The 26,946-nt window shown below is 50.1% G+C and carries 25 protein-coding genes; 13 read left to right on the top strand and 12 right to left on the bottom strand.

The annotated features are described in order from the left end of the window. The first annotated feature begins 14 nt into the window (after nt 1–14). The gene (locus C7R56_RS08255) at nt 15–1,172 is read left to right on the top strand and encodes an ROK family transcriptional regulator (RefSeq protein WP_107996065.1); all 1,158 of its coding nucleotides are present in this window, start codon (nt 15–17) and stop codon (nt 1,170–1,172) included. A gap of 15 nt (nt 1,173–1,187) precedes the next feature. On the opposite strand, the gene C7R56_RS09030 is transcribed toward C7R56_RS08255, so the two are convergent. The 3 genes from C7R56_RS09030 to C7R56_RS08245 all read right to left on the bottom strand — a co-directional run bounded on the left by C7R56_RS09030 (nt 1,188) and on the right by C7R56_RS08245 (nt 4,068). Continuing rightward, the gene (locus tag C7R56_RS09030; protein WP_159072206.1) at nt 1,188–1,325 is read right to left on the bottom strand and encodes a hypothetical protein; all 138 of its coding nucleotides are present in this window, start codon (nt 1,323–1,325) and stop codon (nt 1,188–1,190) included. 222 nt (nt 1,326–1,547) lie between these two features. After that, a complete protein-coding gene (locus tag C7R56_RS08250; RefSeq protein ID WP_107996064.1) occupies nt 1,548–2,720 on the bottom strand; it encodes an NAD(P)-dependent malic enzyme in 1,173 nt (390 codons plus the stop codon). Nucleotides 2,721–2,769: 49 nt separating this feature from the next. Then, the gene (locus C7R56_RS08245; protein ID WP_234402620.1) at nt 2,770–4,068 is read right to left on the bottom strand and encodes a 2-hydroxycarboxylate transporter family protein; all 1,299 of its coding nucleotides are present in this window, start codon (nt 4,066–4,068) and stop codon (nt 2,770–2,772) included. 233 nt (nt 4,069–4,301) lie between these two features. On the opposite strand from C7R56_RS08245, the gene C7R56_RS08240 reads away from it, so the two are divergent. Both C7R56_RS08240 and C7R56_RS08235 read left to right on the top strand, forming a co-directional pair. Next, a complete protein-coding gene (locus tag C7R56_RS08240; protein WP_234402613.1) occupies nt 4,302–5,903 on the top strand; it encodes a Spo0B domain-containing protein in 1,602 nt (533 codons plus the stop codon). Then, nucleotides 5,903–6,583 (top strand): response regulator, encoded by a 681-nt coding sequence (locus tag C7R56_RS08235; protein WP_107996063.1) that lies wholly within the window; start codon nt 5,903–5,905, stop codon nt 6,581–6,583. Before C7R56_RS08240 ends, C7R56_RS08235 begins: the two co-directional genes overlap by 1 nt. 297 nt (nt 6,584–6,880) lie before the next feature. Here C7R56_RS08235 and C7R56_RS08230 read toward each other — a convergent pair whose 3' ends face one another. The 5 genes from C7R56_RS08230 to C7R56_RS08210 form a co-directional block, all read right to left on the bottom strand. Then, the gene (locus tag C7R56_RS08230) at nt 6,881–8,311 is read right to left on the bottom strand and encodes a 6-phospho-beta-glucosidase (protein WP_107996062.1); all 1,431 of its coding nucleotides are present in this window, start codon (nt 8,309–8,311) and stop codon (nt 6,881–6,883) included. Nucleotides 8,312–8,754: 443 nt separating this feature from the next. Then, nucleotides 8,755–9,087, bottom strand: a complete 333-nt coding sequence (locus tag C7R56_RS08225; RefSeq protein WP_107996061.1) for a hypothetical protein — start codon at nt 9,085–9,087, stop codon at nt 8,755–8,757. A gap of 187 nt (nt 9,088–9,274) precedes the next feature. Then, a complete protein-coding gene (locus tag C7R56_RS08220) occupies nt 9,275–10,753 on the bottom strand; it encodes a glycoside hydrolase family 1 protein (protein ID WP_107996060.1) in 1,479 nt (492 codons plus the stop codon). Between the two features lie 33 nt (nt 10,754–10,786). Next, nucleotides 10,787–12,118, bottom strand: coding sequence for a PTS sugar transporter subunit IIC (locus tag C7R56_RS08215; protein WP_107996059.1), 1,332 nt, complete (start codon nt 12,116–12,118; stop codon nt 10,787–10,789). A 53-nt stretch (nt 12,119–12,171) separates the two neighbouring features. Continuing rightward, complete coding sequence (locus C7R56_RS08210; RefSeq protein WP_107996058.1) at nt 12,172–13,581, bottom strand: glycoside hydrolase family 1 protein; 1,410 nt, start codon at nt 13,579–13,581, stop codon at nt 12,172–12,174. A 167-nt stretch (nt 13,582–13,748) separates the two neighbouring features. Between C7R56_RS08210 and C7R56_RS08205 the strand changes: the two genes are divergently transcribed. Together C7R56_RS08205 and C7R56_RS08200 are read left to right on the top strand one after the other, a co-directional pair. Beyond that, a complete protein-coding gene (locus tag C7R56_RS08205) occupies nt 13,749–14,621 on the top strand; it encodes a MurR/RpiR family transcriptional regulator (protein WP_159072205.1) in 873 nt (290 codons plus the stop codon). Nucleotides 14,622–14,788: 167 nt separating this feature from the next. Beyond that, nucleotides 14,789–15,127 carry a YtxH domain-containing protein gene (locus C7R56_RS08200; protein WP_159072204.1) on the top strand — a complete coding sequence of 113 codons (339 nt, stop codon included), beginning with the start codon at nt 14,789–14,791 and terminating at the stop codon, nt 15,125–15,127. Nucleotides 15,128–15,201: 74 nt separating this feature from the next. On the opposite strand, the gene C7R56_RS08195 is transcribed toward C7R56_RS08200, so the two are convergent. Further along, nucleotides 15,202–15,630 carry an NAD(P)-dependent oxidoreductase gene (locus C7R56_RS08195; RefSeq protein WP_107996055.1) on the bottom strand — a complete coding sequence of 143 codons (429 nt, stop codon included), beginning with the start codon at nt 15,628–15,630 and terminating at the stop codon, nt 15,202–15,204. Nucleotides 15,631–15,796: 166 nt separating this feature from the next. Between C7R56_RS08195 and C7R56_RS08190 the strand changes: the two genes are divergently transcribed. The 8 genes from C7R56_RS08190 to C7R56_RS08150 all read left to right on the top strand — a co-directional run bounded on the left by C7R56_RS08190 (nt 15,797) and on the right by C7R56_RS08150 (nt 24,234). Continuing rightward, nucleotides 15,797–16,018: a heavy-metal-associated domain-containing protein gene (locus tag C7R56_RS08190; RefSeq protein ID WP_107996054.1), complete on the top strand. Its 222-nt coding sequence runs from the start codon at nt 15,797–15,799 to the stop codon at nt 16,016–16,018. Nucleotides 16,019–16,586: 568 nt separating this feature from the next. Continuing rightward, the gene (locus C7R56_RS08185) at nt 16,587–17,981 is read left to right on the top strand and encodes an L-cystine transporter (RefSeq protein WP_107996053.1); all 1,395 of its coding nucleotides are present in this window, start codon (nt 16,587–16,589) and stop codon (nt 17,979–17,981) included. A gap of 379 nt (nt 17,982–18,360) precedes the next feature. After that, entirely contained in the window at nt 18,361–20,232 is a 1,872-nt protein-coding gene (locus C7R56_RS08175) for a heavy metal translocating P-type ATPase (RefSeq protein WP_107996051.1), read from the top strand. Nucleotides 20,233–20,316: 84 nt separating this feature from the next. Then, nucleotides 20,317–21,027, top strand: coding sequence for a Crp/Fnr family transcriptional regulator (locus tag C7R56_RS08170; protein WP_107996050.1), 711 nt, complete (start codon nt 20,317–20,319; stop codon nt 21,025–21,027). Between the two features lie 304 nt (nt 21,028–21,331). Further along, complete coding sequence (locus C7R56_RS08165; protein ID WP_107996049.1) at nt 21,332–21,622, top strand: hypothetical protein; 291 nt, start codon at nt 21,332–21,334, stop codon at nt 21,620–21,622. Nucleotides 21,623–21,664: 42 nt separating this feature from the next. After that, nucleotides 21,665–22,594, top strand: coding sequence for an exonuclease domain-containing protein (locus C7R56_RS08160; protein WP_107996048.1), 930 nt, complete (start codon nt 21,665–21,667; stop codon nt 22,592–22,594). A 10-nt stretch (nt 22,595–22,604) separates the two neighbouring features. After that, nucleotides 22,605–23,459 (top strand): MurR/RpiR family transcriptional regulator, encoded by an 855-nt coding sequence (locus C7R56_RS08155; RefSeq protein WP_107996047.1) that lies wholly within the window; start codon nt 22,605–22,607, stop codon nt 23,457–23,459. A 403-nt stretch (nt 23,460–23,862) separates the two neighbouring features. After that, nucleotides 23,863–24,234, top strand: coding sequence for a hypothetical protein (locus C7R56_RS08150; RefSeq protein ID WP_107996046.1), 372 nt, complete (start codon nt 23,863–23,865; stop codon nt 24,232–24,234). A gap of 214 nt (nt 24,235–24,448) precedes the next feature. Here the strand turns inward: C7R56_RS08150 and C7R56_RS08140 are convergent, their stop codons facing one another. The 3 genes from C7R56_RS08140 to C7R56_RS08135 form a co-directional block, all read right to left on the bottom strand. Then, entirely contained in the window at nt 24,449–25,339 is an 891-nt protein-coding gene (locus tag C7R56_RS08140; protein WP_199903012.1) for a DMT family transporter, read from the bottom strand. A gap of 182 nt (nt 25,340–25,521) precedes the next feature. Continuing rightward, nucleotides 25,522–25,653 (bottom strand): hypothetical protein, encoded by a 132-nt coding sequence (locus C7R56_RS09110; protein WP_267896502.1) that lies wholly within the window; start codon nt 25,651–25,653, stop codon nt 25,522–25,524. A 48-nt stretch (nt 25,654–25,701) separates the two neighbouring features. After that, a complete protein-coding gene (locus C7R56_RS08135) occupies nt 25,702–26,922 on the bottom strand; it encodes a MalY/PatB family protein (RefSeq protein ID WP_199903011.1) in 1,221 nt (406 codons plus the stop codon). Nucleotides 26,923–26,946: the final 24 nt, after the last annotated feature.

Below are 26,946 nucleotides of genomic sequence, written 5' to 3'. Positions count from 1 at the left end.
AAGGAGTGGTTTTATTGATTCATAGCAAATACACAATCCGCGAAAACAACGAGGCCACCATTTTGAATGCAATCATTGGCCAGAAAGAAATTTCCCGCGCTGAATTATCCGTCCATATCGGACTGAACAAAGCTTCCGTGTCCGCGATCACCAAAAAACTGTTGGACGACGGATTGATCCATGAGGACCGGGTCGGCGACGCAGCCCGAATCGGCGGCAGGAAGCCCATCATGCTCACTTTCAATGGAAAAGCTGCGCTTACCCTTTCCTTGGATGTCGCACCCAATTACATAGAGGGGCTCATCGCTTATATCGATGGAAAGGTCCTTTATGAATCCGAAATCAGAGGCATCAAAGTTTCCTCCGCCAATGTCCTCGACTATATCACGGAAATGGTTGAAAAATTGACGCAACATGCTGTGGAAACGCCGCACGGCATCACGGGAGTCTGCGTTGCGATCCACGGACTCGTCAATCAGGAAGAAATCATCTTTACACCGAACTATACTTTGCAGAGCAATCTGAAGGCTCAATTGGAAGAAATTTACCCCTTTTATGTATATTTGGAAAATGAAGCGAATCTGGCGGCGCTCGGTGAATATACCTTCGGATCCATTTCGGACAGCGTCGTCAGCCTGAGCATCCATACGGGCATCGGAGCCGGAATTGTAGAAAATGGGAAACTGAGGACCGGGAAAAAAGGTATAGCCGGTGAAATTGGCCACAGTATCCTCTACCCTGATGGCCGGAAGTGTCCATGCGGCAATGAAGGTTGCCTCGAACAATACGCATCCCACCAGGCCATCTACAGCGAATTGGAGCAGATGCTTGCGTTGCCGGACGTCAATTCGTCGGTAGTGATTGAACGCTACAAAAAAGGCGATCCCATTGTCCAAAAAACACTTCGGACCAATGCGCATTATTTGAGCATAGCAGTTAATAATTTGGCGGTGATATACGAACCAGATCTCGTGGTTATCAACAGTTCCATTTATTCGCAAATCCCTGAATTGATCAGTATTCTTAAGGGTGATCTCAAAGGTAAATTTTCATGTGACACCAGTGTCGTCAGCAGCTCGCTCAAGAGAAAAGCGACCTTATTCGGGGGTGTGGCTAGGTCCACGCAGAACTTCCTGAACATCCAGAATCTGAAAATGAATACAGACAGCTGAAATCAAAACCACCCGTTATGTTGCTACGGGTGGTTTTGATTTGTTGTCTCGTTCTAATAGCCCAACCGCTTCCATACTGGAGTTCGTCGGCTTTTCCGCATTCTTCGTCCCCTGTTCAGGCAACACACTCAACTTGTGTTGACTGTTCTGCATTCTTTGTCCTCTGTTCAGCCGACACCCTCGACTTGTCTCGGCTGTTCTACATTCTTCGCCCCCTGTTCAGCCGACGCCCTCGACTTGTCTCGACTGTTCTGCATTCTCCGTCCTCCGTTCAGTCGACACTCCCGACTTCCGAACCCACCCTAAATTACCGGAAACCGCGAAAAAAGAAGGCACCGAAGCTAATCGGCACCTTCTTCCCTCTACATTTATGCTTTAAACAAGTACTTCCTCTTTTTTGACTGCGTTCATAACGCTGGCGGCTACGATGTCAGCCACGCCCGGAGTGAAGACATCCGGCATGATGTAGTCTACGTTCAGTTCCTCATCGCTGACGATGCTGGCGATGCCGCGCGCTGCAGCAAGCTGCATTTCGATCGTGATGTCTTTGGCACGGGCATCCAAGGCGCCGCGGAAGATCCCTGGGAATGCCAGCACATTGTTGATTTGGTTCGGGAAGTCGCTGCGGCCGGTGCCGACGATATAGGCGCCGCCTGCTTTCGCTTCATCCGGGAAGATTTCCGGTGTCGGGTTCGCCATCGCGAAGATGACCGGTTTTTCGTTCATGGTTGCGATCCATTCCTTCTTCAGGACGCCCGGCGCGGATACGCCGACGAATACGTCCATCCCGACAACTGCATCCTCCAAAGTGCCGGTCCGGAAGCTGCGGTTCGTCACTTTTGAGATTTCCACATGGCGTTCGGCCAATTCAGGATCGGTTTCGGAAATGATGCCGGTGCGATCCACGACCATCAGATTCTTGATGCCAGCGGAAAGGAACATTTGGCTGATGGCGATCCCTGCAGCACCGCCGCCATTGACGACCACTTGAATCTCATCGATTTTTTTGCCTGTCAGGCGCAAGGAATTGTAAAGGGCAGCCAGCACAATGATCGCGGTCCCGTGTTGGTCATCATGGAAGACCGGAATGTCCAACATCTCTTTCAAGCGACGTTCGATTTCGAAACAGCGAGGCGCGCTGATGTCTTCCAGGTTGATCCCGCCGAAAGAAGGTGCGATGGCAGCAACGTGCGAGATGATTTCTTCAACATCCTGCGTATTCAAGGAAATCGGAACGGCATCCACATTCCCGAAGCGTTTGAACAAGGCCGCTTTGCCTTCCATAACCGGAATGGCTGCTTCCGGTCCGATATTGCCCAAGCCCAGGACAGCCGATCCATCCGTTACGACGGCAACCAAATTTTTCTTGGTTGTATAAGTATAAACGGATTCCTTGTTGTTCGCGATTTCCATACAGACAGCAGCGACGCCCGGTGTATAGGCGATGCTCAGATCTTCCATTGTTTCAATCGGCACTTTTGAGATGACCTCCAATTTACCGCCGAATTTTTTGCTGATAGCCAATGCTTTTTCATTTACATTTGTCATAATGAACACACTCTCTTTCTTCTCGTTTTAGTTTTTGGTTCTTATGTTGTTAGAACAGGAAACGCAATAAGGATGTCATGGAAATGACGGTGATGGCTCCACCCAAACGGGTAGCTACTTGGGCAAACGGCATCAGATTCATACGGTTCGAAGCCGATAGGATGGCAACATCGCCGGTTCCGCCCATGCCGCTTTGGCAAGCCGTTACGATGGCTGCTTCGATCGGGTTCATGTTCATTTTCCCACCGACGAAGAAACCAGTTAGCACTACAGTCAACACGACTGAGATCACGACCACGAAATACTGCCAAGAAAGCATGCCGACGACGTCTTTAAGCGGGATGTACAACAAGCCCAAGCCGACCATCAACGGGAATGTGAAGTTGCCGGAAACGAATTTGTACAGCTGTTTTGAGCCTTTTTCAACATCTTTAGGCAACAGGCTCAAGTATTTGATAGTTGCAGCAATCAGGATCATCAGAACCGGACCCGGGAAGCCCGTAAGTCTTTCCAAAAGTCCACCTGCGATGAAAAGTGTGCAGGCCGTCAACACGCCAGCACCCATCAATTTGATGTCCAGCGGGCTCTTGTCTTCCTGCATGGCATCAGCCATATCGTCGTCGCCACCGAATTTGATCAATTGGCCCTTACCGCTTTTCTCAGGATATTTTTCGCCTAGGCGATTCAAAATACCGGAACAGATGATCGCGAAGAAGTTACCGATGATTGTTGCCGGAATCAATTGTCCAACCAATTCTCCACTCGGGATGCCGGTGATTGCGCTGTAACCAAGCGATAACGGCAGGATGCCTTCGCCGATTCCGCCGGCGATGATCGGTGTCACGATGTAGAAAAGCGTATGCTCAAAACCTAGTCCCAACAAAGTTCCAATTGAAGTTCCGACGATCAATGCAGCGATCATCGCTACTGCCATCGGGATGATCATCCGAATCAAACCTTGCACCAGAATCTTGCGGTGCATCCCCAGAATACTGCCGCAGACAAGACAGGCGATGTAGAAATACAGGAAGTTTGCTTCCCTCATCAGCATGTTCGCTGCATCCAGCGTATTTTGATTGAATATATTCATGAATACCATGATCGATGGCACCATAAGCGACAGGATGGCCGATCCCCCGAAATTCTTCAATCCCGGGATGCTTGCACCGATCCCACCCAGTAGCCAACCCAAACTCAAGATGACTGCGAAACCGCCCAGCATGTTGACGGGCAATTCGCCCAGATACGCAGAAGTTATTATAATGGCTGACATCACGAGATAAGTCGGCAACGGAATCGCGCCTACCTTCGCATTCTTGAATCTGTCGAAAACCGTCAACTCTGAAATGCCCGGGAGCTGTTCAAGCTCCAATTCTTTTGTCGTGTCTCTCACTTTCCTTCTCCTCCTTTTGATTAACCGCAATCTTGAAGCGCTTTCTTTAACATGGTTTCATTATGCTATCGCTTACAGATTTAAAATAGATTATTTAATTAATTTAAGTGTTATTCAATTAATTAAATTGAGAACGCCTACTTTTCGTTTGGTATAATGGCTGTGTAATAGGAAGGGAACATGGATGAATGATCAAATTGAAGCAAAAATGGAAAAATCAGCGCTTATGGGTAAAGCTCACCCTCATGGTATTGGTGACGGTGGCTCTGACGGTCAGCGTTCTGTACCTGTTGCTGACGAACCGCATCTATGAAGCGACGCAGAAGCAGGAAGAGGAACAGCTCTTGTCCATCGCCGAAATCGTGGCTGCACAGCCGTTGGTGATCCAAACGCTGAGCGACGGAGCCACCAATCCGGAAGTGCAGACCTATGCCAATCAGATAACCGAAACTTACCAGTTGGACTTCGTCGTGGTCATGACGATGGACCGCATCCGCCTGACCCATCCCGATCCGGAAAAGATCAATGCCCCCTTCCAGGGTGGCGATGAAGAAGCCGCCCTCTCGGGACAGGAGACGACTTCAATCGCGCAAGGTACGTTGGGCCAATCATTGCGCGCCTTTGTCCCCGTCTTCAATGCGGAAAACGTGGAAATCGGCGTCGTCGCAATCGGCATCAAGACGACAACGCTCACTTCGATCGCCAAAAAAACGATGCAGCCTTTCTCCGTCAGTTTCGCGGTCAGCCTACTGTTCGGAGCTGCCGCAGCAATTTTCACAGCTTTCCATCTCAAAAACCAAATGTACAACCTGGAGCCCATCGAGATAGCCCGGCTATTGGAAGAACGCAATGCGATGCTGGAGAACACGAAAGATGCCATCATCGTCACCGACAAGGACAACCGAGTCGTTCTTTCCAATCTGGAGGCCAAAAAGTTGTTCCGGCCGCTTTCATCGGATGGAACAACGGAGAATGGAGAGGATGGTGGGGAGGAAGTGGACAAGACCATCATCGGCATGCCCATCCAATCGCTGTTGCCTGTTGCGCAAGACCTAAAGCTGTTGACCGGACAAAACAAAACGACCGACCGGATTTATCATCAGGACGGCGTGGACTATTTGCTTTCAACCGCACCGATCACCGTTTCTAAGAAAGTCATCGGCCAGATCATCCTGATGCGTGATGCCACCGAGCTCTATCTGCTGACGGATCAGTTGTTCAACGCGGCCACCTACACCACCACCCTGCAGACACAATCGCATGACTTCCTGAACAAACTGCATGTCATCTACGGTTTGGCGGATCTGGAGGAATATGAGGAACTGAACGACTACTTAAGCAAAATACTCGAACCGGAGCAGGAATTTTCGCATCGCATGATTTTCCTGGTCAAAAATCCCGTCATCGCAGGCTTCCTGATCGGCGAGCGCAGCAAGTTCACCGAGCAGAACTATCCGTTCATGATCGAAGTCTACCCGGATGTGCCGCCGACCACCGATCACACGGCTGTCCAGTGCTGGATCAACATCATCCGTTTCCTGGACCAATTCATTTTGGAAAACCGGTTGGCCGATGACCTGCAGATCCATTTCGGCTTCTGGAACGACCGGTTGGAGACCGTTTACGAAATGCAGCTGGAACCCGCCACGAAGGTTCGGCTGACGGAAGAACTGCACGCGCCGGTCATTTCCCAACTGCTGAAAAGAGTGGACGGACAACTGGAAATCGAAAGCAATGAGCGCCGGGTTAAGATTTCTCTGAAGACGGCGTACCGAAAGGAAGGAAACTGATGGTCTATCATGTATTGATTGTGGAGGACGATCCGATGGTGCTGTCCATCAATCGTCGCTATCTGGAGAAAATACCCGGCTTTATCGTATCGGGGACTTGCGGCAGCTTTGATGAGGCCATCCGTTTGACCAGCAAGCATACTTACGATTTGCTGCTGGTCGACGTCAACATCCAAGGGAAGAGCGGCTTGGATCTGATCCGGGCGCTGCGGAAACGGGATTACCCGGCCGACCTGATCATGATCACGGCAGCCGGTGAACAGGAAGCGATCCGCATCGGCCTGCAGTGCGGCATCATCGACTACATCCTCAAACCGTTCCAGTTCAAACGCTTCGAGAAGAGCATCGAAGCTTTCATTCAGCGCCAGGAACTGCTCAATACTCGTAAGCCAATTACGCAAAAGCAGTTGGATCAATTCCGATCGCTGGATAATCACCCTGAAGAGAAGGAAGATGACGCTATCGACAAGGGGTTGACCCCTTCGACGCTGACCATGATCATGTCCTGCATCGACCAACAGAAAGGCGATTTCACAGTGAACGACATCACCAGTCTGGCGAATCTTTCCCATGTGTCGGTCCGGAAGTATCTGCGCTATCTGGAGGACAAACAGGTCATCGAAATGCGGCTGGAATACGGGACGGTCGGAAGGCCGACCGCTTTTTACCGGAAAAGATAGGAGAAGCAGCTTCATCGGAGCTGACTGATCGGTTTCAGTCGTCAACTCCGGTGAGCGGATCCTCGCCGGAGTTGACGACTGGATTTCGTCCGGCTCCTCCGGGGAACAAGCCCTCGCAGGAGTTGGCGATCAGGTTTCATTCATCAACTCCGATGAGCAGGCCCTCACCGGAGAAGCCAACCCCAACAGTGGGTACACCACAAAAAAGAGCAGCAACGAGGCATTTTTGCCTCGCTGCTGCTCTTTTTATTGTCTTGTGCAATGTCCGCTTGCGTCAGCAAGCGAACCGGTTAGTCCTTAGACGGACAAATCTTCTCCGTTGCTGGCGATGACTTGTTTGTACCAGTCAAAGGATTTTTTCTTCGTACGTTTCAGCGTGCCGTTGCCTTCGTTGTCGCGGTCGACGTAGATGAAACCGTAACGTTTCTTCATTTCGCCTGTTCCTGCGCTGACAAGGTCGATACAGCCCCAGCTAGTGTAACCCAACAGGTCGATGCCATCCAAGTTCACGGCATCCTTCATCGCTTCGATATGCGCCGCCATGTAGGCAATGCGGTAATCGTCTTCGACATAGCCGTTTTCGTCCGGCACATCGACAGCTCCCAAACCATTTTCAACGATGAACAATGGTTTTTGGTAGCGATCGTACATCGCATTCATCGTGATGCGTAGTCCCAATGGATCGATCTGCCAGCCCCATTCGCTCGCATCCAAATAAGGATTTTTGACGGATTCAAAAATGTTTCCGCCTGTTTTTGCGTTCACTGCAGGGTCAGCTGAAGCTACGCGTGAAGAATAATAGGAGAAGGAAATGAAATCGACTGTGTTTGCTTTCAGGATTTCTTTGTCGCCTTCCTCCATTTCGATTTTGATGCCTTCGCGCTCCAATTTTTTCAGTGCGTAAGCAGGGTATTCGCCGCGTGATTGCACATCGATGAAGAAGTAGTTTTCACGGTCTTCTTCTTGCGCTTTGAATACGTCTTTAGGATCGCAAGTATATGGATAGTAGTTTCCAGCAGCCAACATACAGCCTACTTGGTTTTCAGGATCCACTTCATGCGCGATGCGGGTAGCGATTGCGCTGGCCACCAACTCGTGATGTGCAGATTGGAATTTGACTTGTTCTTCGTTTTCGCCTTCTTCGAAGTACAGACCGGCACCCATGAATGGCGCGTGCAGGATTACGTTGATTTCATTGAAAGTCAACCAATATTTAACCAGACCTTTGTAGCGGTTGAAAATGGCATGGCATAGATTCTCATAGAATCCGACCATTTTGCGGTTGCGCCAGCCGCCGTACTCTGTGATTAAGTGCATCGGGCAATCGAAATGCGTGATTGTCACTAATGGCTCGATTCCGTATTTATGACACTCTTTGAATAAGTCTTCGTAGAATTTCAGACCTTCTTCGTTCGGCTCTTGCTCGTCGCCGTTAGGGAAGATGCGTGTCCACGCGATTGATAGACGGTATGTTTTGAAGCCCATTTCGCCAAATAGTGCGATGTCTTCTTTATAGCGGTGATACATGTCGATAGCTTCCAACGCAGGATAGAAATGCTCATCGTCAAAATCGAACATTTTCATTTTTCCTGTGATGATGGCCCCTCTGTCCTTGCCGACGGGAACAACGTCAACGTTGGCCAAACCGCGTCCGCCTGCGTTGTATCCACCTTCACATTGATTGGCAGCAGTAGCGCCGCCCCATAAAAAGTCTTCTCTTAAAGCCATTGTCCATCCTCCTAGATCTTTTTATACTAAAATGTTACATACAGTTTCATTGCTTTCGCTTATGCAAAAGCTTTCAGCAACCGCTACCATTCATTTGAATCTTCCTGGCATCGGTTACATTAATAATACTAACACTTTTGGATGGACAATGTAAATATTGTTAGACAAGAAGTCGAATTATTGTGGACTCTCAGGCAAAATATAGGCGAGCTTGTTTTTCTCCGGGGAACCCCTCTCTGCCGGAGATAGGGCTCTAAAAAGATCATCACCTCCGACCACAGCGGCTTCGCCGGAGGGCAGACCCCCGCAAGACATCCAACTCCGGCCAGCATCCGCTCATCGGAGTTGAGCAATCGGAGAAAAATGATTTTCTCACATGTTCGAAGCGCATCCACATCCCCAAACAAAAAGGCGCCCCTGTTAAGAGCGCCTTACCTGTCTTATCAATTCGGCGGGCCGATCAGATTAGCAATCAAAAAACCCACGATGGCGACAAAAAAGAACAGGCCGATCGGTATCAACAGGAATACCAGAATCGAGCGCTCATGATCCTTCTTTACGGCCAGGATTCCCATTATCGAAGCCACTATCGCTGCCGTAAAGGCAAGATAGATCACACTCCCCAACAAAGGGCTATTGATCGGATTGGGATATTCGATGGTGTTTCCTGTAGAGTTAGAAATCAGGTTCCCTGCAATCCCTAGCACCAGGAAGGCAACAAACAAACCTACTGCCCATTTTCCTTTCTGCGTCTTTGGAACAATTGGATACTTCATGAAGATTCCCCTCTTTTCCAGGCAAAAACAGACGGATTTTACAGTTGTACAATGGCATTGTTTCCTTAACTCAATTATACGCTCCTCAAAGCAGATGGCCAATTTTTGCAAATCTGCCAAAAAAAACCATATCGGTTGGCCAATCACTCCGCCCGATATGGTTTCCCTGCATATTCTGTTCCTTGCCCTATTGTTCAGTGTACAGGCTGGCACCGTTCGTTTCGATGACATCCTTGTACCAATGAAAGGATTTCTTTCGGAAGCGGTTGTAGGTACCATTGCCGAGATCGTCGGCATCCACATATACGAAGCCGTAACGTTTCGTCATCTGGGAAGTCGAAGCGCTGACGATATCGATGCAGCCCCACGAAGTGTACCCCATCAATTCGACGCCGTCCTTGATGGCCAAGTTCATCTGTTCGAAATGGTCGCGGAAATAAGCAATCCGGTAATCGTCCTCTACTGTGCCTTCTTGGGTCAGCACATCGGTCGAGCCGATGCCATTCTCGACGATGAACAAAGGAATGCGATACGTGTCATAAAGATCGATCAGGGAAATGCGCAGCCCGACCGGATCGACTTGCCAGCCCCACTCGGAGGTGTCCAGATACGGATTCTTCACGCCAGTCGTCAGGTTACCGCCGACTTTTTCGCGCTGGGACTCATTTTTCGATACGACCATTGACATGTAATAGCTGAAGGAAAGGAAATCGACCGTGTATGCTTTCAACAGCTGCAGATCCTCAGCAGTCCAGGCAATCTGAAAGTTGTTTTCCTCGAAATAGTTCAATACATGCTTCGGATATTCCCCGAAAATCTGCACATCCGCGTAGAAATGATTGTCGCGGTTGGCTTTTTGCGCCATCAGCACCTCATCCGGATCGCAAGTTTCCGCATAGGTCATCGTCTTCGTCAGCATCGCGCCCATCTGCGCCCCCGGGATGATTTCGCGCAGCAGCTTGGTCGCTTCCGCACTGGCCACGAACTGGTGGTGCAGCGCTTGGTAGATGGCTTCTTCGGCGGCTTTTTTGTCGACGTATTTCTCTTCGACCACACCAACAGTTGTGAACGGGTGGCGGAAGACGCTGTCGATTTCGTTGAAGGTGAGCCAATATGTCACCAGATCCTTGTACTCGCGGAAAACCGTCTCGCTGAATTTGGTGAAGAAACCGACGACTTCACGCGAAACCCAACCATCGTAGTTTTCCACCAGATAGAGCGGCATTTCATAGTGCGACAGCGTCACCAACGGCTCGATGTTGTGCGCACGTAGCGTTTCCAACAGATCACGGTAATAATCCAAGCCTTTTTGGTTCGGCTCCGCTTCGTTTCCGTTCGGGAAAATCCGCGTCCAGGCGATCGAAACGCGCAGCACCTTGAAGCCCATTTCGCCGAACAAGGCAATATCTTCCTTGTAGCGGTGGAAGAAGTCGATGCCTCTTCTTTTCGGGTAATAAACGACATCATCGGTCTCTTTCGCGACGGCGATGTCCTCCAATGAAACGTGCCATTGCGACTTGTAGTCCTCGACAGAGATGCTTGGTTTGAAACGGGCGACATCGGCTACCGACATGCCCTTTCCGTCAACGTTCCAGGCACCTTCCGCCTGGTTGGCGGCGATGGCGCCGCCCCAGAGAAAATCTTTCGGATAGTAACTTTTCATTATTATGTCCCCTTTTCTGTTGTGGTTATGCTGTGCTTAGATTTTTTCTGTAGCAATTTGGCTTACAGTTTCTGTTTCTTCCGCCGCAACCGTCACTTTATTGGCAGCCAAGACGAACGGCATGTACATCACGACTCCCAAGGCCATGATCAGCATCTGCACGATGACGCCGTTGATGCCGTAGCCAAGGAAAGCACCTACGCCAAGCGGAAGGCCGAACGGCACATCGACCGTGTTCGGCTGCAGGAAGCCAATCTGGTTGAAGAACAGCGCAATCGCCGTTCCAATACTGGATGCGAAGACGAACGGAATCGCAAACACCGGGTTCAATACTAATGGCAGACCGAAAACGACAGGCTCGCTGATCCCGAATAAGCCGGGCATGAAGGATACTTTAGCCACGGCCTTGTGGTCATCCCGTTTGGAAGCGATCAGAATGGCAATCAGCAGCGACAACGTCAATCCGGCTCCCCCAGGAACGATGAAGGACATCCAGAAGCCCATTGTGACAGGATTCGTAGCTGGCTCACCGGCTTGGACGGCTGCAATGTTGTTAGCCAAAGCAGCGATTAATAACGGATTGCGGATCGGCGAAATGATCAAGCCGCCATGGATGCCCACCAGCCAGAAGACTTGGCTGACGATAACCAAAAGCATGATGCCGCCTGGGCTTTGGACCAATCTTTCCAACGGTGCCTGCACGATTTTGTAGATAAATTCATTCATGTACATGCCAGTGGTATTCAGGAACAATTGAGCTGCAAGTGCCACGATGATCAAGGTCACAAAAATCGGCAACAGCACGTTGAAGGAAGCAACGATTCCGCCCGGAACGCTCGGCGGCATTTTGATGCGCAAAGCATTCACATTGGATAATTTCGTGAACAGTTCGACGACCAAAATCGTCAAGATCATGCCGATGAACAGGCCGGACGCGTTGGTGCTGGTGGCCGGCAAACCTTTGACGGCCTGCTGCACCCCATCGACTGTGGTGGTGAAGAATTGCGGAACTACAATGACGTATGCGATCAATGCGACCGCGCTTGTAATCAACGGGTTCGTATTATTGCTTTTTGCAAGATTAGAAGCTAAAAATAAAGGAATGAGCAGGGACATGATGTCCATCGTTGCGAAATTGATCGTGCTGAATGCCGGTGCCAACGCGGTCAGGAAGCTGAACGGCGCGAATTGGGCAAGTCCGGTCGTCGGGCTCGTCAGCAGCACATTGAAAAGCAATGCGAACGAACCGATGATGATGAAAGGCATGTAGGCGGTGAATGCATCCTTGATGGCGCGGAGATATTTGTTCCCCTCGACCTTTTCGGCGACGACATCGATCCCTGAGCTAAGTTTGTCCATGAAACTCATTTAAAATTCCTCCTTCAACTGTTCCAAGCTGTCTTACTTATGATCAACCTGTCCTATTCGAACAGGCTTTCTCCGTTTGTCGCGATGACTTCCTTGTACCAATAGAAACTATCCTTCTTGAGGCGCTTCAGCGAGCCGTTGCCTGCATTATCCTTGTCGACGTATACGAAGCCGTAGCGCTTCTTCATCTCGCCGGTGCCGGCGCTGACGATATCGATCGGTCCCCAATAGGTGTAGCCCATGATTGGAACGCCGTCCTTCACTGCCTCGGCCATTTCGACCAGATGTTTCTTGGTGTAATCGATGCGGTAGTCATCATGGATCTTGTTGTCCTCCGTCACCTCATCGTTGCTGCCCATGCCGTTCTCCACGATAAACAGAGGTTTTTGATAACGATCATACAGTTCATTGCAGACATAACGCAGTCCAAGTGGATCGATTTGCCAACCCCAAGGCGTTTCATCCAGGTACGGATTCTTCTCGCCGATGATGCCGCCCGTGTTGCCCAGGATTTTCATGCCGTCTTTGTAGGTCGTGCTGCGGTAATAGCTGAAGCCAAGGTACTCACTCGGATAAGCAGCGATTTCTGCCAGATCGTTTTCGCCCATCTCGAGTTGGATCCCGAACTCTTCGAAAATGCGGTCGGCATAGGACGGGTATTTCCCTCTCAGCATCACATCGCCGAAGAACAAGGAGCGTCTTCGCAACGACATCGCCCCGAAGATGTCCTCCGGTTTGCAGGTGTTCGGATAGACCGCGCTCAAGGAAAGCATGCAGCCGATCTGCGCTTCCGGCATAATTTCGTGGCAGTGCTTATTGACCCTTGCACTGGCGACGAACATGTTGTGGGAAGCCTGATAGATGACGCGCAGTTTCTCGTTTTCATCCGTCTCATCCAGAATTACGGCGCCTGCCGCAAACGGAATCGTGTGCATGTTGTTGATTTCGTTGAAAGTCATCCAGTAGCTGACTTTGTCTTTGTAGCGTTCGAACACGGTATTGCAATATTTCTCGAACAGCCCGATCAGCTCTCGACTTTCCCAGCCATTGTATTTCTCTGTCAAAGCATACGGCGTTTCGTAATGCGACAAAGTGACGACCGGCTCCATGCCGCGTTTCAGCATCTCCGCGAACAGGTCATCATAGAACTGCAGCCCTTTTTCGTTCGGTTCCTCTTCTTCTCCAGTCGGAAAGATGCGCGCCCAAGAAATCGATGTCCGGAAAGCTTTAAAGCCCATTTCTTCCATATACTGCAGGTCTTCTCCGTATCGGTGGTAAAAATCAATTGCCTCATGGCTCGGATAATATTTATCCGAGTCTATCGCTTTATCCGGCTCGGTCAGGAATCCATTCGTCAACACATCGGAGATGGCCAACCCTTTGCCATCTTCCAGATAAGCGCCTTCCGCTTGATTCGCAGCAATCGCTCCGCCCCATAAAAAACCTTTTGGAAATCTACTCATTTTTTTCCTCCTCTAAAGCCTTTATTAATGCTATCATAACCATTAAGAGAACCGGCGTATATACTTCCGGACGCATTTGGAAAGCGGTTACATAATTTGTTTTTATCCTGCCGTTTGCGTGTAACGGCATTACGGATCGTATGATATTAAATGAGGTGAACAGCAGAATGGACTTGCAGACGAAGCTTGCTTCGGAATCTTTTTCCGGAACGGAAAAAGCGGTAGTGGAGTATTTCATCAATAATTTTGACAGCGTCGTCGATATGACGACTTTACAGGTGGCAAAGCATACTTTTACGTCGAACGCCACCGTCGTCCGGGTCTGCCAAAAGCTCGGATACAAAGGATTCAATGATTTCAAACTGAAGTACTTGACGGAACAGAAATCAGACTCCCACTCGGCCCAAACATTGGACGCCAATTTTCCAATCCAAAGCGGGGATAAAGTGCAGAAGATTGCAACCAACATTGCAGCCTTGAAGGAAGCCGCCATTGCGGAAACAAAAAGCCTTTTGGATTACCACCAGTTGGAGAATGCAATCGCACTCTTGGATGCGGCCGAAACGATCAATGTCTACTGCTCCCATTCGACGATCGCCCATGCCAAGGAATTCCAATACCACTGCATGCGCATCGGCAAACGCGTGATCGTCGCCAGCGGTCCAGGCGAACAAGACTATTATGCCAGCCGTTCCAATGAAGAAAATGTGGCGATCCTGCTGTCCTATACCGGCGAAACCCGCGAAACGATAGGCGATGCCAAACTTTGCCGTTACGGCGGAACGAAGACGATCTCCATCACATCATTCGGCCAGAACAGTCTCAGCGAGGCTTGCGACTACAATTTCTTTATCCCGCCTTGGGAAAAGTACTATTCAAAAATCGGTCAGTTCGCTTCTTCCGCTGGTTTCAGCTATATCCTCGATCTTTTCTACAGCGGCATCTTCGAAAAAGATTACTTAGCCAACTACGAATACATGCTGGAGCATACCGGTCGGTTGAGCATGGTTCAGATCAACAAGAAGATGGGCGATATTTAGACGAGGCTTGATGGTTATCGTTTGCATAATTTTTGGTGTGTTATATACTGATGTCAGAAGGAAATGTTGGTATTGTACACATTGAGGTAGGTCCTTGGTAAGCAATCGTTTGTCTTGATGTCCGCTGGCAGTGTTCGCGTTGCCGCATGAAGAAGGAGGAACCAAGAATGGGAAAATTTTCTAGTTTCGTCAAAGGGATTATGATTGGCGGAGGAATCGCCCTACTATTGTCACCTAAGCCAGGAAAAGAAATTCGCAAAGATTTGGCCGACAAAGCCGATGAGACCTTGGACAAGGTGATGGACTACACCGATAAAGCCAAGGAAACTGCAAAAGAAGCCGTCGATCAAGCCAAAGAAATGGCCCAAGAAACGACAGACACGGTGAAGCAACAATTCGCCTCGAAGGCTGCTGAAGTTGAGGAAAAATTAGATGCCGAAACGGAAGCGCCCGTGACCGAGTCGGACGAACTCGATCCGATTGAGGAAGCAATGAAGACATTGTGAGTATATATAAATAGAGTGGAACAGGCATCCTTTCCGGATGGCTTTTCCACTCTATTTTTTAGCTTATTTCCGCTCTATTGAACTTTTTCTGCCACAGCAGTTTGCACTAAGCGTTCCTGCCATTGCGACTGTCTGCCATTTAGTACATCATCGATTCCGACGGCTGCATGGTAGCCCATCAGATCTAGCGCTTCATGCGTGATGATGGCGTTATGCGGTGTCATGATCAGGTTATCCAATTCGAAGAAAGGATGACCCTGCGCGATCGGCTCCTCCTGAAAGACATCCAGGGCGGCCCCATTGATGACGCCGCTCTTCAAGGCTTCATGGAGCGCCTCCTCGTTGATGAGTTCTCCGCGGGCGCAATTGATCAGGTAAGCGTTCGGTTTCATCAAGCGCAGCGTTTCCTTATTGATCATCTCTGTTGTTTCCGCTGTGACAGGGACATGCAGGGAAACGAAGTCGGATTTTGCTAAAACTTCCGTCCCGTAAAATAATAATATACCGCTTACAGCTACTTTTTGTTGTTCCGCAAAACAAAAAGCAGTGCGGCTTTACAGAAGGTATCTCAAAACTTAAAATGATTTCGAATACTTGATGCCGGTCAAGTTCTTTCCGGCGCATTCCGCTTATACTATAGTCATACCAGACAAATAGGAGGAATGAATCATGAGCCAAGCCGTTATCCAATTAGGACCCGTCACTTGCCCATCCTGCATCAAGAAAATCGAATCCGCCGTCAGCAAAATCGAGGGGGTCGAAACCGTCAAAGTGTTGTTCAACTCAAGCAAAGTCAAAGCCGCATTCGACGGCACCAAGACTTCAGCGAACGACATCAGTGAAACGATCCAAAAATTGGGCTACGAAGTCCAATCGGTCAAAGAATCCTAGCTTTTTTAGTAGGGGGCTATCTCATTTTTCGAGGCGTCCCCTGCTTTTTTATTTTTCGAGGGTGTCCGAAAACATGGATTCCGGAAAGTTATTCATCTTCTCATCCGGATTCGGGGCCAGAAACATGGATTCCGGATAGTTATTTATCTTTTCCGCGCCCACCACATCACTCCCGCAAATTCAATTATTCCTGAACCGAGGGATATCAGTTGCTTTCGAAAAATAAGCGTGCTATCATGAAAACACAAATGAAAATAAGTTGTGCGATGAAGAGAAGAAGTACCTTTCAGGGTCATCAAAGAGAGCCTCAGTCGGTGAGAAGAGGCATGGTCAGGAAAGCGAAAATGCGTCTCGGAGCAAAATGATGCGTTAGTGTCATTTCGGTTTGTACCCGATAGCGTACAGAAGTATGGCTGATTTTGCGTACTTCATAAGGCACAATCCGCGAGGGTCGTGCGAATAAGGGTGGATCACGAAGAGCTTTCGTCCCTGTATTCCAAGCATTTGGAGTATAGGGACGAGGGCTTTTTTACGTTCTCGGGATAGATAAATTAAAGGAGGAGTTCAAATGGACATCATTTCCATTGTCATTATTTTAGCCGTATTTGCGGCATTGCTTTTCGCACTTTATCGTTTGGGCGCCAAACACGTCAAGTTCTCAAAACGTGTTTTCATCGCGCTGGCTTTGGGGGTTATCTTCGGGGCTGCCATCCAGCTGCTCTTCGCATCGGACAGCACAATAACAATCACTGCCATCGACTGGATCAACATCGTCGGTAACGGTTACGTCCGCTTCCTGCAGATGCTGATTATCCCCTTGATTTTCGTGTCGATTGTGGGCGCGTTTACCCGCATTGAAGAAACCAAAAATCTGGGCAAAATCAGCGGATCCGTACTCGGCACTTTGCTGGGTACAACCGCCATCGCTGCCCTTATCGGGTGGGCATCCGTCATCCTCTTCAATCTTGACGGCGCGCAATTCACGCAAGGTTCCGCTGAAACCGCAAGGATTGAAGCCTTGACTACCCAACAGACCCAAGTCGCTGACTTGACGATCCCTGGCCAAGTGCTCAGCTTCATCCCGACCAACATCTTCCAGGATTTGGCCGGCCTGCGCAGCACAAGTACGATTGCTGTAGTGGTCTTTTCCGCTTTTGTCGGGATCGCTTATATGGGCATCAAGAAAAAACAGCCCGAAAATGCTGCTTTGTTCAATAAAGGACTGCAAGTCATCCAATCAATCGTAATGCGTATCGTTACCTTGGTCCTTCGCTTGACTCCTTACGGAATCTTGGCCTTGATGACCAAAATGATGGCGACATCCAGCTACCAAGCCATCGTCAACTTGGGACTGTTCGTGGTCGCTTCCTATGCCGCTTTGCTTGTCGTCCTGCTGGTGCACAGCTTGATTCTCGCAGCAGTCGGCGTCAATCCGATTACCTACTTCAAAAAAGCCTTCCCGGTATTGAGCTTCGCATTCACTGCCCGTTCCAGCGCCGGCGCACTGCCTTTGAACGTTGAAACGCAGACGAAAGCCTTGGGTGTCGATGATGCCTCTGCCAACTTTGCTGCCAGTTTCGGCTTGTCCATCGGTCAGAACGGTTGCGCGGGCGTCTACCCTGCTATGTTGGCGACCATCGTCGCTCCAACTTTGGGCATTGATGTTACCAGTATCGGCTTTGTCTTGACGCTCATCCTGGTCGTGACAATCAGTTCCTTCGGTGTTGCCGGTGTCGGCGGCGGTGCGACTTTCGCCGCTTTGATCGTTCTGGGCGCGCTGAACTTGCCTGTCACAATCGCCGGACTGGTCATCTCGGTAGAACCGGTCATCGATATGATGCGTACTCTGACCAACGTCAACGACAGCATGCTGGCGGGCGTCGTTTCCTCCCGCAACATCGGGGAATTCGACTCCTCCATCCTGAACGACGACGCTGCCGTTGTTGATGGGGATGCGATTTAGTCTTTACTTCTATATATAATTCTCTGTCCTGGCGAAGGGCTCGGCTGTCTGCAATTTGCAGGCAGCTTTTTTTGTGTTCGGATGCCAATGAGCGGTGGCGTGAGTCAGGGCAATAGCTGCGCTCCTCCGGCGAGGCTCCCCAAACCGGAGAACAGCGGTAATGTGCAGGCTCTTCTCCTGCGAGCAGATTCTCGTCGGAGCACAGCCCCCAACCAGTCGCACAACTCCGACGAGCGCCTCTTCACCGGAGCTGCGACCGCTCACCCGCGCGAAGAAACCCTCGCGTATTTCCACATCCAAAGCTTGACCCTGATCAAGTCGCTTTCCTGCCTGATGGCGTATGATTAGGCTATAGGAAATACAAGAGGAGGTCATTTACATGATCAAATGGATCCACAAATACAAAAACCGCGTAACCGCACTCTCAGGAATCCTGATTGCGCTCGGCTTCATCCTGAAAACACTCGGATATGCTGCAGTTGCTGACTACGCGCTTATCCTCGCAACGCTCATCGCGGTGGTGCCAATCATGTACAAAGCCTATCTGGCGCTGCGGATGAAGGCTTTCAGCATCGAGTTGCTGGTGACGATCGCGGTCATCGGCGCGCTGTTCATCCGCGAATATACGGAGTCTTCCGTTGTGACTTTTCTGTTCCTGTTCGGTGATTTCCTGGAAGCACGCACCTTGGAAAAGACCCGTTCTTCTCTGCGCTCCTTGATCGACATGGCGCCTCAGGAAGCCATCGTCCTGCATGGCACTGACCAAGTCGTCGTGCCCGTCGAGGAAGTTGCTGTCGGGGATCGGCTGTTCATCAAACCGGGCGGAAAAATCCCTGTCGACGGCATCATCGTGAAGGGTCAGGCGGCCATCAACGAAGCCGCTGTGACGGGAGAAGCGATTCCGGCCAACAAATCCGTGGACGCTAAAGTCTTTTCGGGGACTTTGGTCGACGAAGGCTACATCGAAATGATCGCGGAAAAGGTCGGCGACGACACGACTTTCGCCAAAATCATCGAATTGGTCGAAGAGGCGCAGGAATCCAAATCCAAGGCCGAACGCTTCCTCGATGCCTTCGCCAACTTCTACACGCCTGCGATTGTGGTGCTCTCTGTCGTCGTTTACGTTTGGACGCGTGACTTGCATCTTGCCATCACTTTTCTTGTGATCGCCTGCCCTGGTGCGCTCGTAATCGGCGCTCCGGTATCGAACGTGGCCGGCATCGGTAACGGCGCTAAATACGGCGTGCTCGTGAAAGGCGGCGAAGTCATGGATCGTTTTTCCAAAGTCGATACGCTCGTTTTCGACAAGACCGGCACGCTGACGAAAGGCAAGCCGGAAGTGACCGACATCCATATCGTTAGTGCCATCGATCGCCAGGAACTGCTGCAGCTGACGGCTTCGGCGGAGCGCATTTCCGAACATCACCTCGGACAGACAATCGTGAAATACGCACATCAACACGGCCTGGACACTGCTGCGCCGAAAGATGCGGAAGTCATAAAAGGCCACGGATTGAAAGCCACAATTGACAACCGTCATCTCGTCGCCGGCAACCGCAAACTGATGGCAAAGTCCGGAATCTCGATAAATGAAGCGGCGGAAAGCTATGCAGTCGCACGTGAAAAAACCGGTAATACCGTTGTTTTCGCAGCCATTAACGGCAAGCTTGCCGGGCTCTTTTCCATTGCCGATCAGATCCGTGAGGATGCACCGCAGGCTTTGGCCGAAATGCGCCGTAACGGCATCAAACAGATCATCATGCTGACGGGTGACAACCGCCATACCGCTCAAGCTGTCGCCGAACAATTGGGGTTGGACGCCTTCCACGCCGAGCTGTTGCCGGAGGACAAAGTGCGTTTCGTCAAACAACTGCAGGCAGATGGTGCTGTCGTGGCGATGGCCGGGGACGGCATCAACGATGCGCCTGCCATCGCGACCGCCGACATCGGCTTGGCGATGGGCGAAGGCGGGACCGACATCTCGATGGAGACGGCCGACGTTGTACTGATGGCCGATAAGCTGATGCAGTTTTCACATGCTTACTCGCTGTCAAAGGCAACCATGCGAAATATGAAACAGAACATCGCCATTGCGGTAGCCGTCGTCATCTTCCTTTTGGCGGGCGTCCTGCTGGGATCCGTCCATCTCGCCAGCGGCATGTTCATCCATGAAGCCAGCATCCTAGCCGTCATCCTGAACGCCATGCGCCTGATCGGATTCGGCCGGAAAAATACTGTCGCATCAAACTAAAATTCGCATGCAGCCGTTGAATTGCGGTACAATTTAAATGACCGAACAACTGCATGACCTGTTCCGAAAAGGAGAATCCACCCTATGAACAATAACCAAAACGCGGCGCACAACTGCAGCGGAGAATGCGCCTGCAACTCGCACAGTTCCTGCATTTCGCTTGTGCCGATCTTCAATCACCTGGAGCCGGACCAGATGGACGAAATCATGTCCGTGACCAATCCGGCGACCTACAAAAAAGGCGAACTGATTTACCGCCCCGGCGAAGCGTCGGATACGCTCTACATCCTCCATTCCGGCTTGATCCGCATCTACCGACTGGCGGAATCCGGGAAAGAGCAGCTCGTGCGCTTCCTCAATCCGGGCGATTTCACAGGAGAGTTGGCCCTCTTCAGCGAATCGAAGCACGAAGCCTATGCCGAAGCGGTGAAGGAGACACAAGTCTGCCGGATGAAAAGGAGCGATCTGCAGCACTTTTTGTTGAAATATCCGGCCATCTCCCTGAAATTGCTGCAGGAATTCTCTAACCGGCTGGAAAAGTCGGAAAGACAGACGACCTACGTGGCTACAGAAAAAGTCGAAGCCCGTTTGGCCCTTTATCTTGCCGAATTGGCCACGAAGGACGGCGACACCATCACGCTGCCGATGTCGAAGAAGGATCTGGCTTCCTACCTCGGAACGACACCGGAAACGATCAGCCGGAAAATGGGTTCGTTGGAGGACCACCATCTCATCAAACAACTGAACCACCGCGAGATCGTCATCCTGGATCTCGACGGCTTGTTGTTTTTGTAAAACTGCTAGCGACCGTCTCGTATGGAGACGGTTTTTTGGTTTGCGAGCGCATGTGTCGTCAGATGTCGGCTGTTTGTGATGCGAAGAAAGTAGTTCAATTGACAAATTTGGGTTTCTCTCGACTGTTTGCGTTGCGACACGAGTAGTTCAATCGACAATTTAGAGTTCTATCGACTGTTTGCGTTGCGACATGAAAAGTTCAACCGACAAATTTGGGTTCCAATCCTTTTTTTGTCGGATCACAACCGTATTCCGCAAGCGCCCTTTGTGGTAGAATGGGTTTACGAAAAAGGGGGAAATTTTGATGACAGAAAAAATGAAGCAACGGCTTTTGTTGGCCTTTGCCACGGTTGTAGGCTTCGTGATCGGCTACCTGAATCCGGCGACTTCCCAAGCGCTCTTGTCCGGCATCGGTTGGATTGCGGGAATCGGCATGTTCTTCCTCTTCCGACGCTCCAATAAAAACCCGACCCGGGATTATACAGCAAGCTGGGCCTATATTTTGATCCGCATGCTGTTGTTCTTCATCATCGGCGCGGCTTTGGGCAGCCTGATCCCTTATTACCAACAGATCATGGCTTTGCAGCAGCAATAGATCTTCTATTCATTTATAAATAAACAACCAAAAGGAGTATGCATGCAAATGGATTACGTCGCCATTGACTTTGAAACTGCAAACAGCCGTGGTGACAGCGTCTGTTCCATCGGCTTGAGCCGTTTTTCCGACGGGAAGGAAGTCGACCGCTATTACGCGCTCATCAATCCGCGCCAATATTTCAGCCGCGGGAATATCCAGATTCACGGCATCACCGAGGCCATGGTCGCCAGGGAACCTTCCTTCGACGAACTTTATCCGGACATCCGGTCTTTTATCGGAGCAGATCCGCTGGTGGCCCACTTTGCCCAATTCGACATGAGCTGCCTGCAGCAGACGATTGAAACCTACAAACTGCCGATGATGCAGAATGAATTTTTCTGTTCCTGCAAGATGGCGCAGCGCATGCTGGACCTGCACAATAACCGTTTGCCGACCGTCCTGGACTACTTCGGCATGACAATCGATAACCACCATAATGCAGTGGAGGATGCTGTCGCCTGCGGACTGATCACCAGCAAAATGCTGGCGCAATACGATTACGACATCCAAGGCTTCCTGGATGAATACCAATACCGGATGGGAAAATTGTTCTCGCATGCTTTTGGAGTGGCGAAAGGCGGCAGAAACACCCCTGCCAAACGGACAAAAACAGCCGCACCGCGGAAGCCGAAGAGCCTGCTGTTCGATAAGGAACACGTCTTTTACGACAAGCACGTCTGCTTTACCGGCCGTTTCCAAAAACTGAAGCGCAACGATTTGGCGCAGCTCGTTGTCGATGTCGGTGGCCATTTCGATGCCAACCTGAGCTACGAGACCCTTTACCTGGTCGTCGCTGACAGTGATTGGCGCAAAATCGGCACACCGAGCGAGAGCCGCAAAATCCAATCTGTCCGTGAACTGCAAGGCAGCGGCCACAATCTGACCTTGCTTTCCGAATCGGATTTCCTGCGCATTTTTTTGAAGAAATGAGGTGACACGGATGAATATCTTCAGCAAAATGGATAATTTAGTGAGCCTGACCGAAAACGAGAAAATTTTGGTTTCCTATATAAAAGAAAATCCCGAAGCTTTCGTGAAGATGACTTCCTCGGAAATCAGCGAAGCCAGCTTCATTTCGAACGCAACGATTTACCGTTTGTGCAAAAAGATGGACCTGGCCGGCCTTTCCGAATTGAAGATCTTGGTTTCTTCTTCGGTGGGCGACTACCTGAAGGAAAGGACGACCTTGGATTTCAACTATCCGATCCACCCCAACGAAACCCAATACCAGATCACGCGGACGATGCAGGAACTCTATGAGCAGACCGTGGTGTCCTCGCTCAACAACTTGGATCTGGAGCAGCTGCGCCAAGCGGCTTCGTTGATGAAAAAGATGCCGGCCATCGACCTTTACACCTCCGCCGGGAATCTGTTTTTCGCGGAAAACTTCAAGTTTCAGATGCAGGAAATCGGCAGATTCGTCAATGTCCCGATAGAGGAGTATCACCAACGTCTGACGGCGGCCGCCAGCGATCCTTCGCATCTTTCCATTGTTGTTTCATACGGCGGACGGGGCACGGTCATTCCAGAAATCGTGAAGATCCTGAAGAATAACCGATCGCCCATTCTGTTGATCACATCCACCGATGCCATTCCTTTCGCAGATGTAGCCACGCACCATCTCTACATGAGCTCGAACGAAAGTCATTACAATAAGATTTCTTCGTTTTCGACCAGGCTTTCCTTGCTGTTCCTGTTGGATTGCCTGTACACCAGCTATTTCAAACTCGACTACGAGCGTAATGTCGCACTGAAAATGGATTATTACAAAAAAATCAGCCGAATCAATTGGTGAGGATCATCGGAACGGCTGCGCCTTCTGAAAGGATCCTATCAGTGTTCGAACCATCCTGATGCAAGTTGTGATAGATTTCTTTCATTCGGGGCTTGGTACCTTTTTTCCCAAAGGGTTATGGCTTATACTGAGTGCATCCATAAGAGAGGCGCCTTCATTTTTGATGACAGGTTGCTCCTCCCGGCGTGAGATCGCTCAGTCAGTAAGCGCCGGAAAAAATGAATCCATCCTTGAGAAGAAAGGCTTTCAACCGCGTACTGCCATACGCAAAGAGGCATTCTGCTCTGCGAAACCCGGACAAATTTGTTCGGGTTTTTGTTTATTTTTAGACCTGTTGATTAGCTTCTTGGTATAATAAGGGCGAAGGATTGCTACTGTTTTGTTTATGGAAGAAGGAATCGATATGTTTAAAAAGACTGGAGACAGATCCGGGGAAGTAATCTTGTACAGCGGTAGGATGAGTTGGTGCCGAAGCGAACAGTCCGCCCTGGATGGCTTTGGCTTTTTGACAGACAAGCAGCTCCGCTTCGACATGCCGGAAATAGCCAAAATCATGACAAAGATTTTCTTCAAACCCTTCTCAAAAGCCTTCGCTGATGGCATCTACGACATCGCTATTCCCTATGAAGACATCAGGAGTGTACGTCCAGGCGCTTACGGCCTCCGCAAAGCGCTGATCATCGAAAGGAAAGACGGTACCCTCTTCAAATTCGCAGTCAATCACTATTATACATGGGAAAAAGCCATCCGGAAGCGCATGATAAAAATCGCGTAACAACTGAATCTATACCGAACGAAAGGGGCTGCCTCCAATGAGGCCGCCCCTTTCTGTGTTTTGTTGTTCGCGTTCGTGGCGGAATTCCCCGCCAAAATGGTTTTGACGGGCAATCGCTTGTTGTCCGCGGACGTTTTTCCCCGCCAAACCGGTTTTTGACGGGTTATTTCTGAGCATAAATTCAATTCCCATATGGAAAGCGGCTGCCTTTTTGCTACTCTTTGCTGGTCGCCATTTGTTTCTCTTTGTTGCCAAGAAATTCGTTCAGGAAGGCCGCGGCGAGTATCAGTACGCCTCCCGCCAATTGAATGGGAGACAGGTCTTCTTTCAGGAATACAGCCGAGACCACAATCGCTGTCACCGGGTCTACATAGCTGAGTACAGCGAATGTCTGGCTCTCGACCGCCTGGGCGCCCGCAAACATCAGCACATAGGCAATCCCCGTGTGGATGATCCCCAAAACCAGCAGACTGGTGATGGATCCGCCAGTCAATTGTCCCAATCCGAACCCGGAAGTCAGTGCGACATAAGGGGTCAGGATTCCGGTTGCGATGACGAGCGTCAAAGCAGTCAAAGGGATCCCGCCAAGACCCGCGATTTTTTTGTTGGACATGATGGCCACCGCATAGAAAAACGCCGCAGCCAAACCGAATCCGATCCCGACCGGATGATTATACGTCCCCGCATTCGGGCTCACGCCGATGATCAGGAACATCCCGAGCATCGCCAACAGGACGCAAGCGATCTTCTTCGCGGTCAAGGATTCCTTGAAGACGAACGGCGCCAACAGCGTCATAAAGATTGGTTGGAAATAATAGCTCAAGGTTGCATTCGATACCGTCGTGTAGCGGAAAGCTTCAAACAGCAAGATCCAGTTCATGCCGACAGCAAAACCCGAAAGCAACAGGAACTTGGCATTTTTCCTCACCAATTCCAAAGGGATCTTTTCCTTGCGCACCACCAATGTCCCCCAGAGGAACAGGCTCCCCAAAGCGCCCCTGAAGAAGGCAACCTGATTGGAAGCCAAATCAATATTCTTAACGAAGATGCTGATCGTCCCGAATATCAGCATCGACAGCATCACTTTCCCTTTTCCTTTCGACACAACCCCACACCTTCCCTTGTTTGATGAAAATAGTACACCCATCATATCACAGAGTTTATGGGCCGGGACAGGTCTGACGCAAAAAAATACGGAACGCGCAGCCAGCTGCGTTCCGTATTCTTTTATGGATCATTTGTCATTAAGCCATTGCTTCATGCGTTCCCCATGCGGGTTTGTCCAAACTAATCGATGGACGCAGTGATGATGGAAGCTTCCCTGATTTCTTCTACTTTTTTTGGTTTCTTTGCCTTTTCAGGTTTCTTTCCAGCGAAATAATAGACAACGGATCCCCATTTAATAAAATTTTTCATCATTGTTGCTCCCTCCTTCATTATGAAACGCACATCTTGCTGGTTTACTGGTTACTGTTGCATTCGGTACAATGCTTGCCCGAGACGATTGAGCGTGTCTTCAATCACTTTGGTCGGCGCCGCCAAGTTGATGCGTTCGTAGCCTTCGCCTCCATCTCCGAAAATATAACCTTCATCGGTAAAGAACTGCGCTTCCTCGCGCATGAACCGTTCCAGTTCTTCCGGTTCTAATCCCAGTGTATTGAAGTTTACCCATTGCAGATACGTTCCCTCAACCAAGGGGGCGGTTATTTTGGGGAAATTTGCAGCGAAGAAGTCGCGCACCAGATGCTGGTTCCTGTCGATGACCGGAATCAGATGATCAAGCCACTGTTCCGCTTCATCGTAGGCAATTCGGCAGCCTTCCAACCCCAGCGTCCCGACCATACCGCATGCGACACTTCCGAGCGCATCGGACAGTTTCTTCCGCAAAGTCTCATTTTGAATGATGATGTTGGAAGTGCACAGCCCAGCCAAATTGAATGTTTTGGATGGCGAAGTGCAGGTGATCGTCCTTTCAGCCACTGCGTGGGAAAGTGTCTGGAAAACCTTATGTTCGTAGCCGGGCATGATCAGGTCATGATGGATTTCCTCCGCGACGATAATCATGTCATAGCGTAAAACGATATCCGCCAAGCGCGCCAGCTCCTCTTCCGTCCACACCCTTCCGACTGGATTATGGGGACTGCAGAAAATAATCAGCTTGTTCTCTTTCTTACGGCAAAGATGCTCAAGCCCTTTAAAGTCGATCGTGTAATCGTCCGCGCGATTCAAGAGAGGATTCCTGACGACTTTCCGTCCCGCATTTTCGATGGCTCCAAAGAAAGGATAATAAACCGGCGTCATGATGATGACACCTTCACCCGGCTGGGTATACGCCCTGACTGCCGCATAAAATGCTGAAACGACACCAGGACTGGTCAAAATCCATTCCTTCTCCACCTCAAAATTGTGCCGGCGCCGTTGCCAATCGATGACCGCTTGATAGTAGCCTTCGGTAGGGACACTATAGCCCAGTATGTTGTCTTCCAAATATTCCTGTAAGCCTTTGGTGATCTCGGGCGCAGTCCGGAATTCCATATCCGCCACCGTAAGAGGCACCACGTCATCCGCTACATCCGGCATCCATTGATACATCTGTTGCCATTTCACGGAGCCTTTGTTTTTTCTGCTGAGGACCGACTCGAAATCATATATTTTTTTGTTTCCTTCAATCTCCATCCCATACACCATATTATCTCTCCCTTCCCACTCGTG

It is taken from the genome of Trichococcus paludicola (genome assembly GCF_003052295.1).
In the GTDB taxonomy this organism is placed as follows: Bacteria; Bacillota; Bacilli; order Lactobacillales; family Aerococcaceae; genus Trichococcus; species Trichococcus paludicola.
The sequence above is the reverse complement of the archived record's forward strand: the minus strand, read 5'-3'. Positions and strand labels throughout refer to the sequence as shown.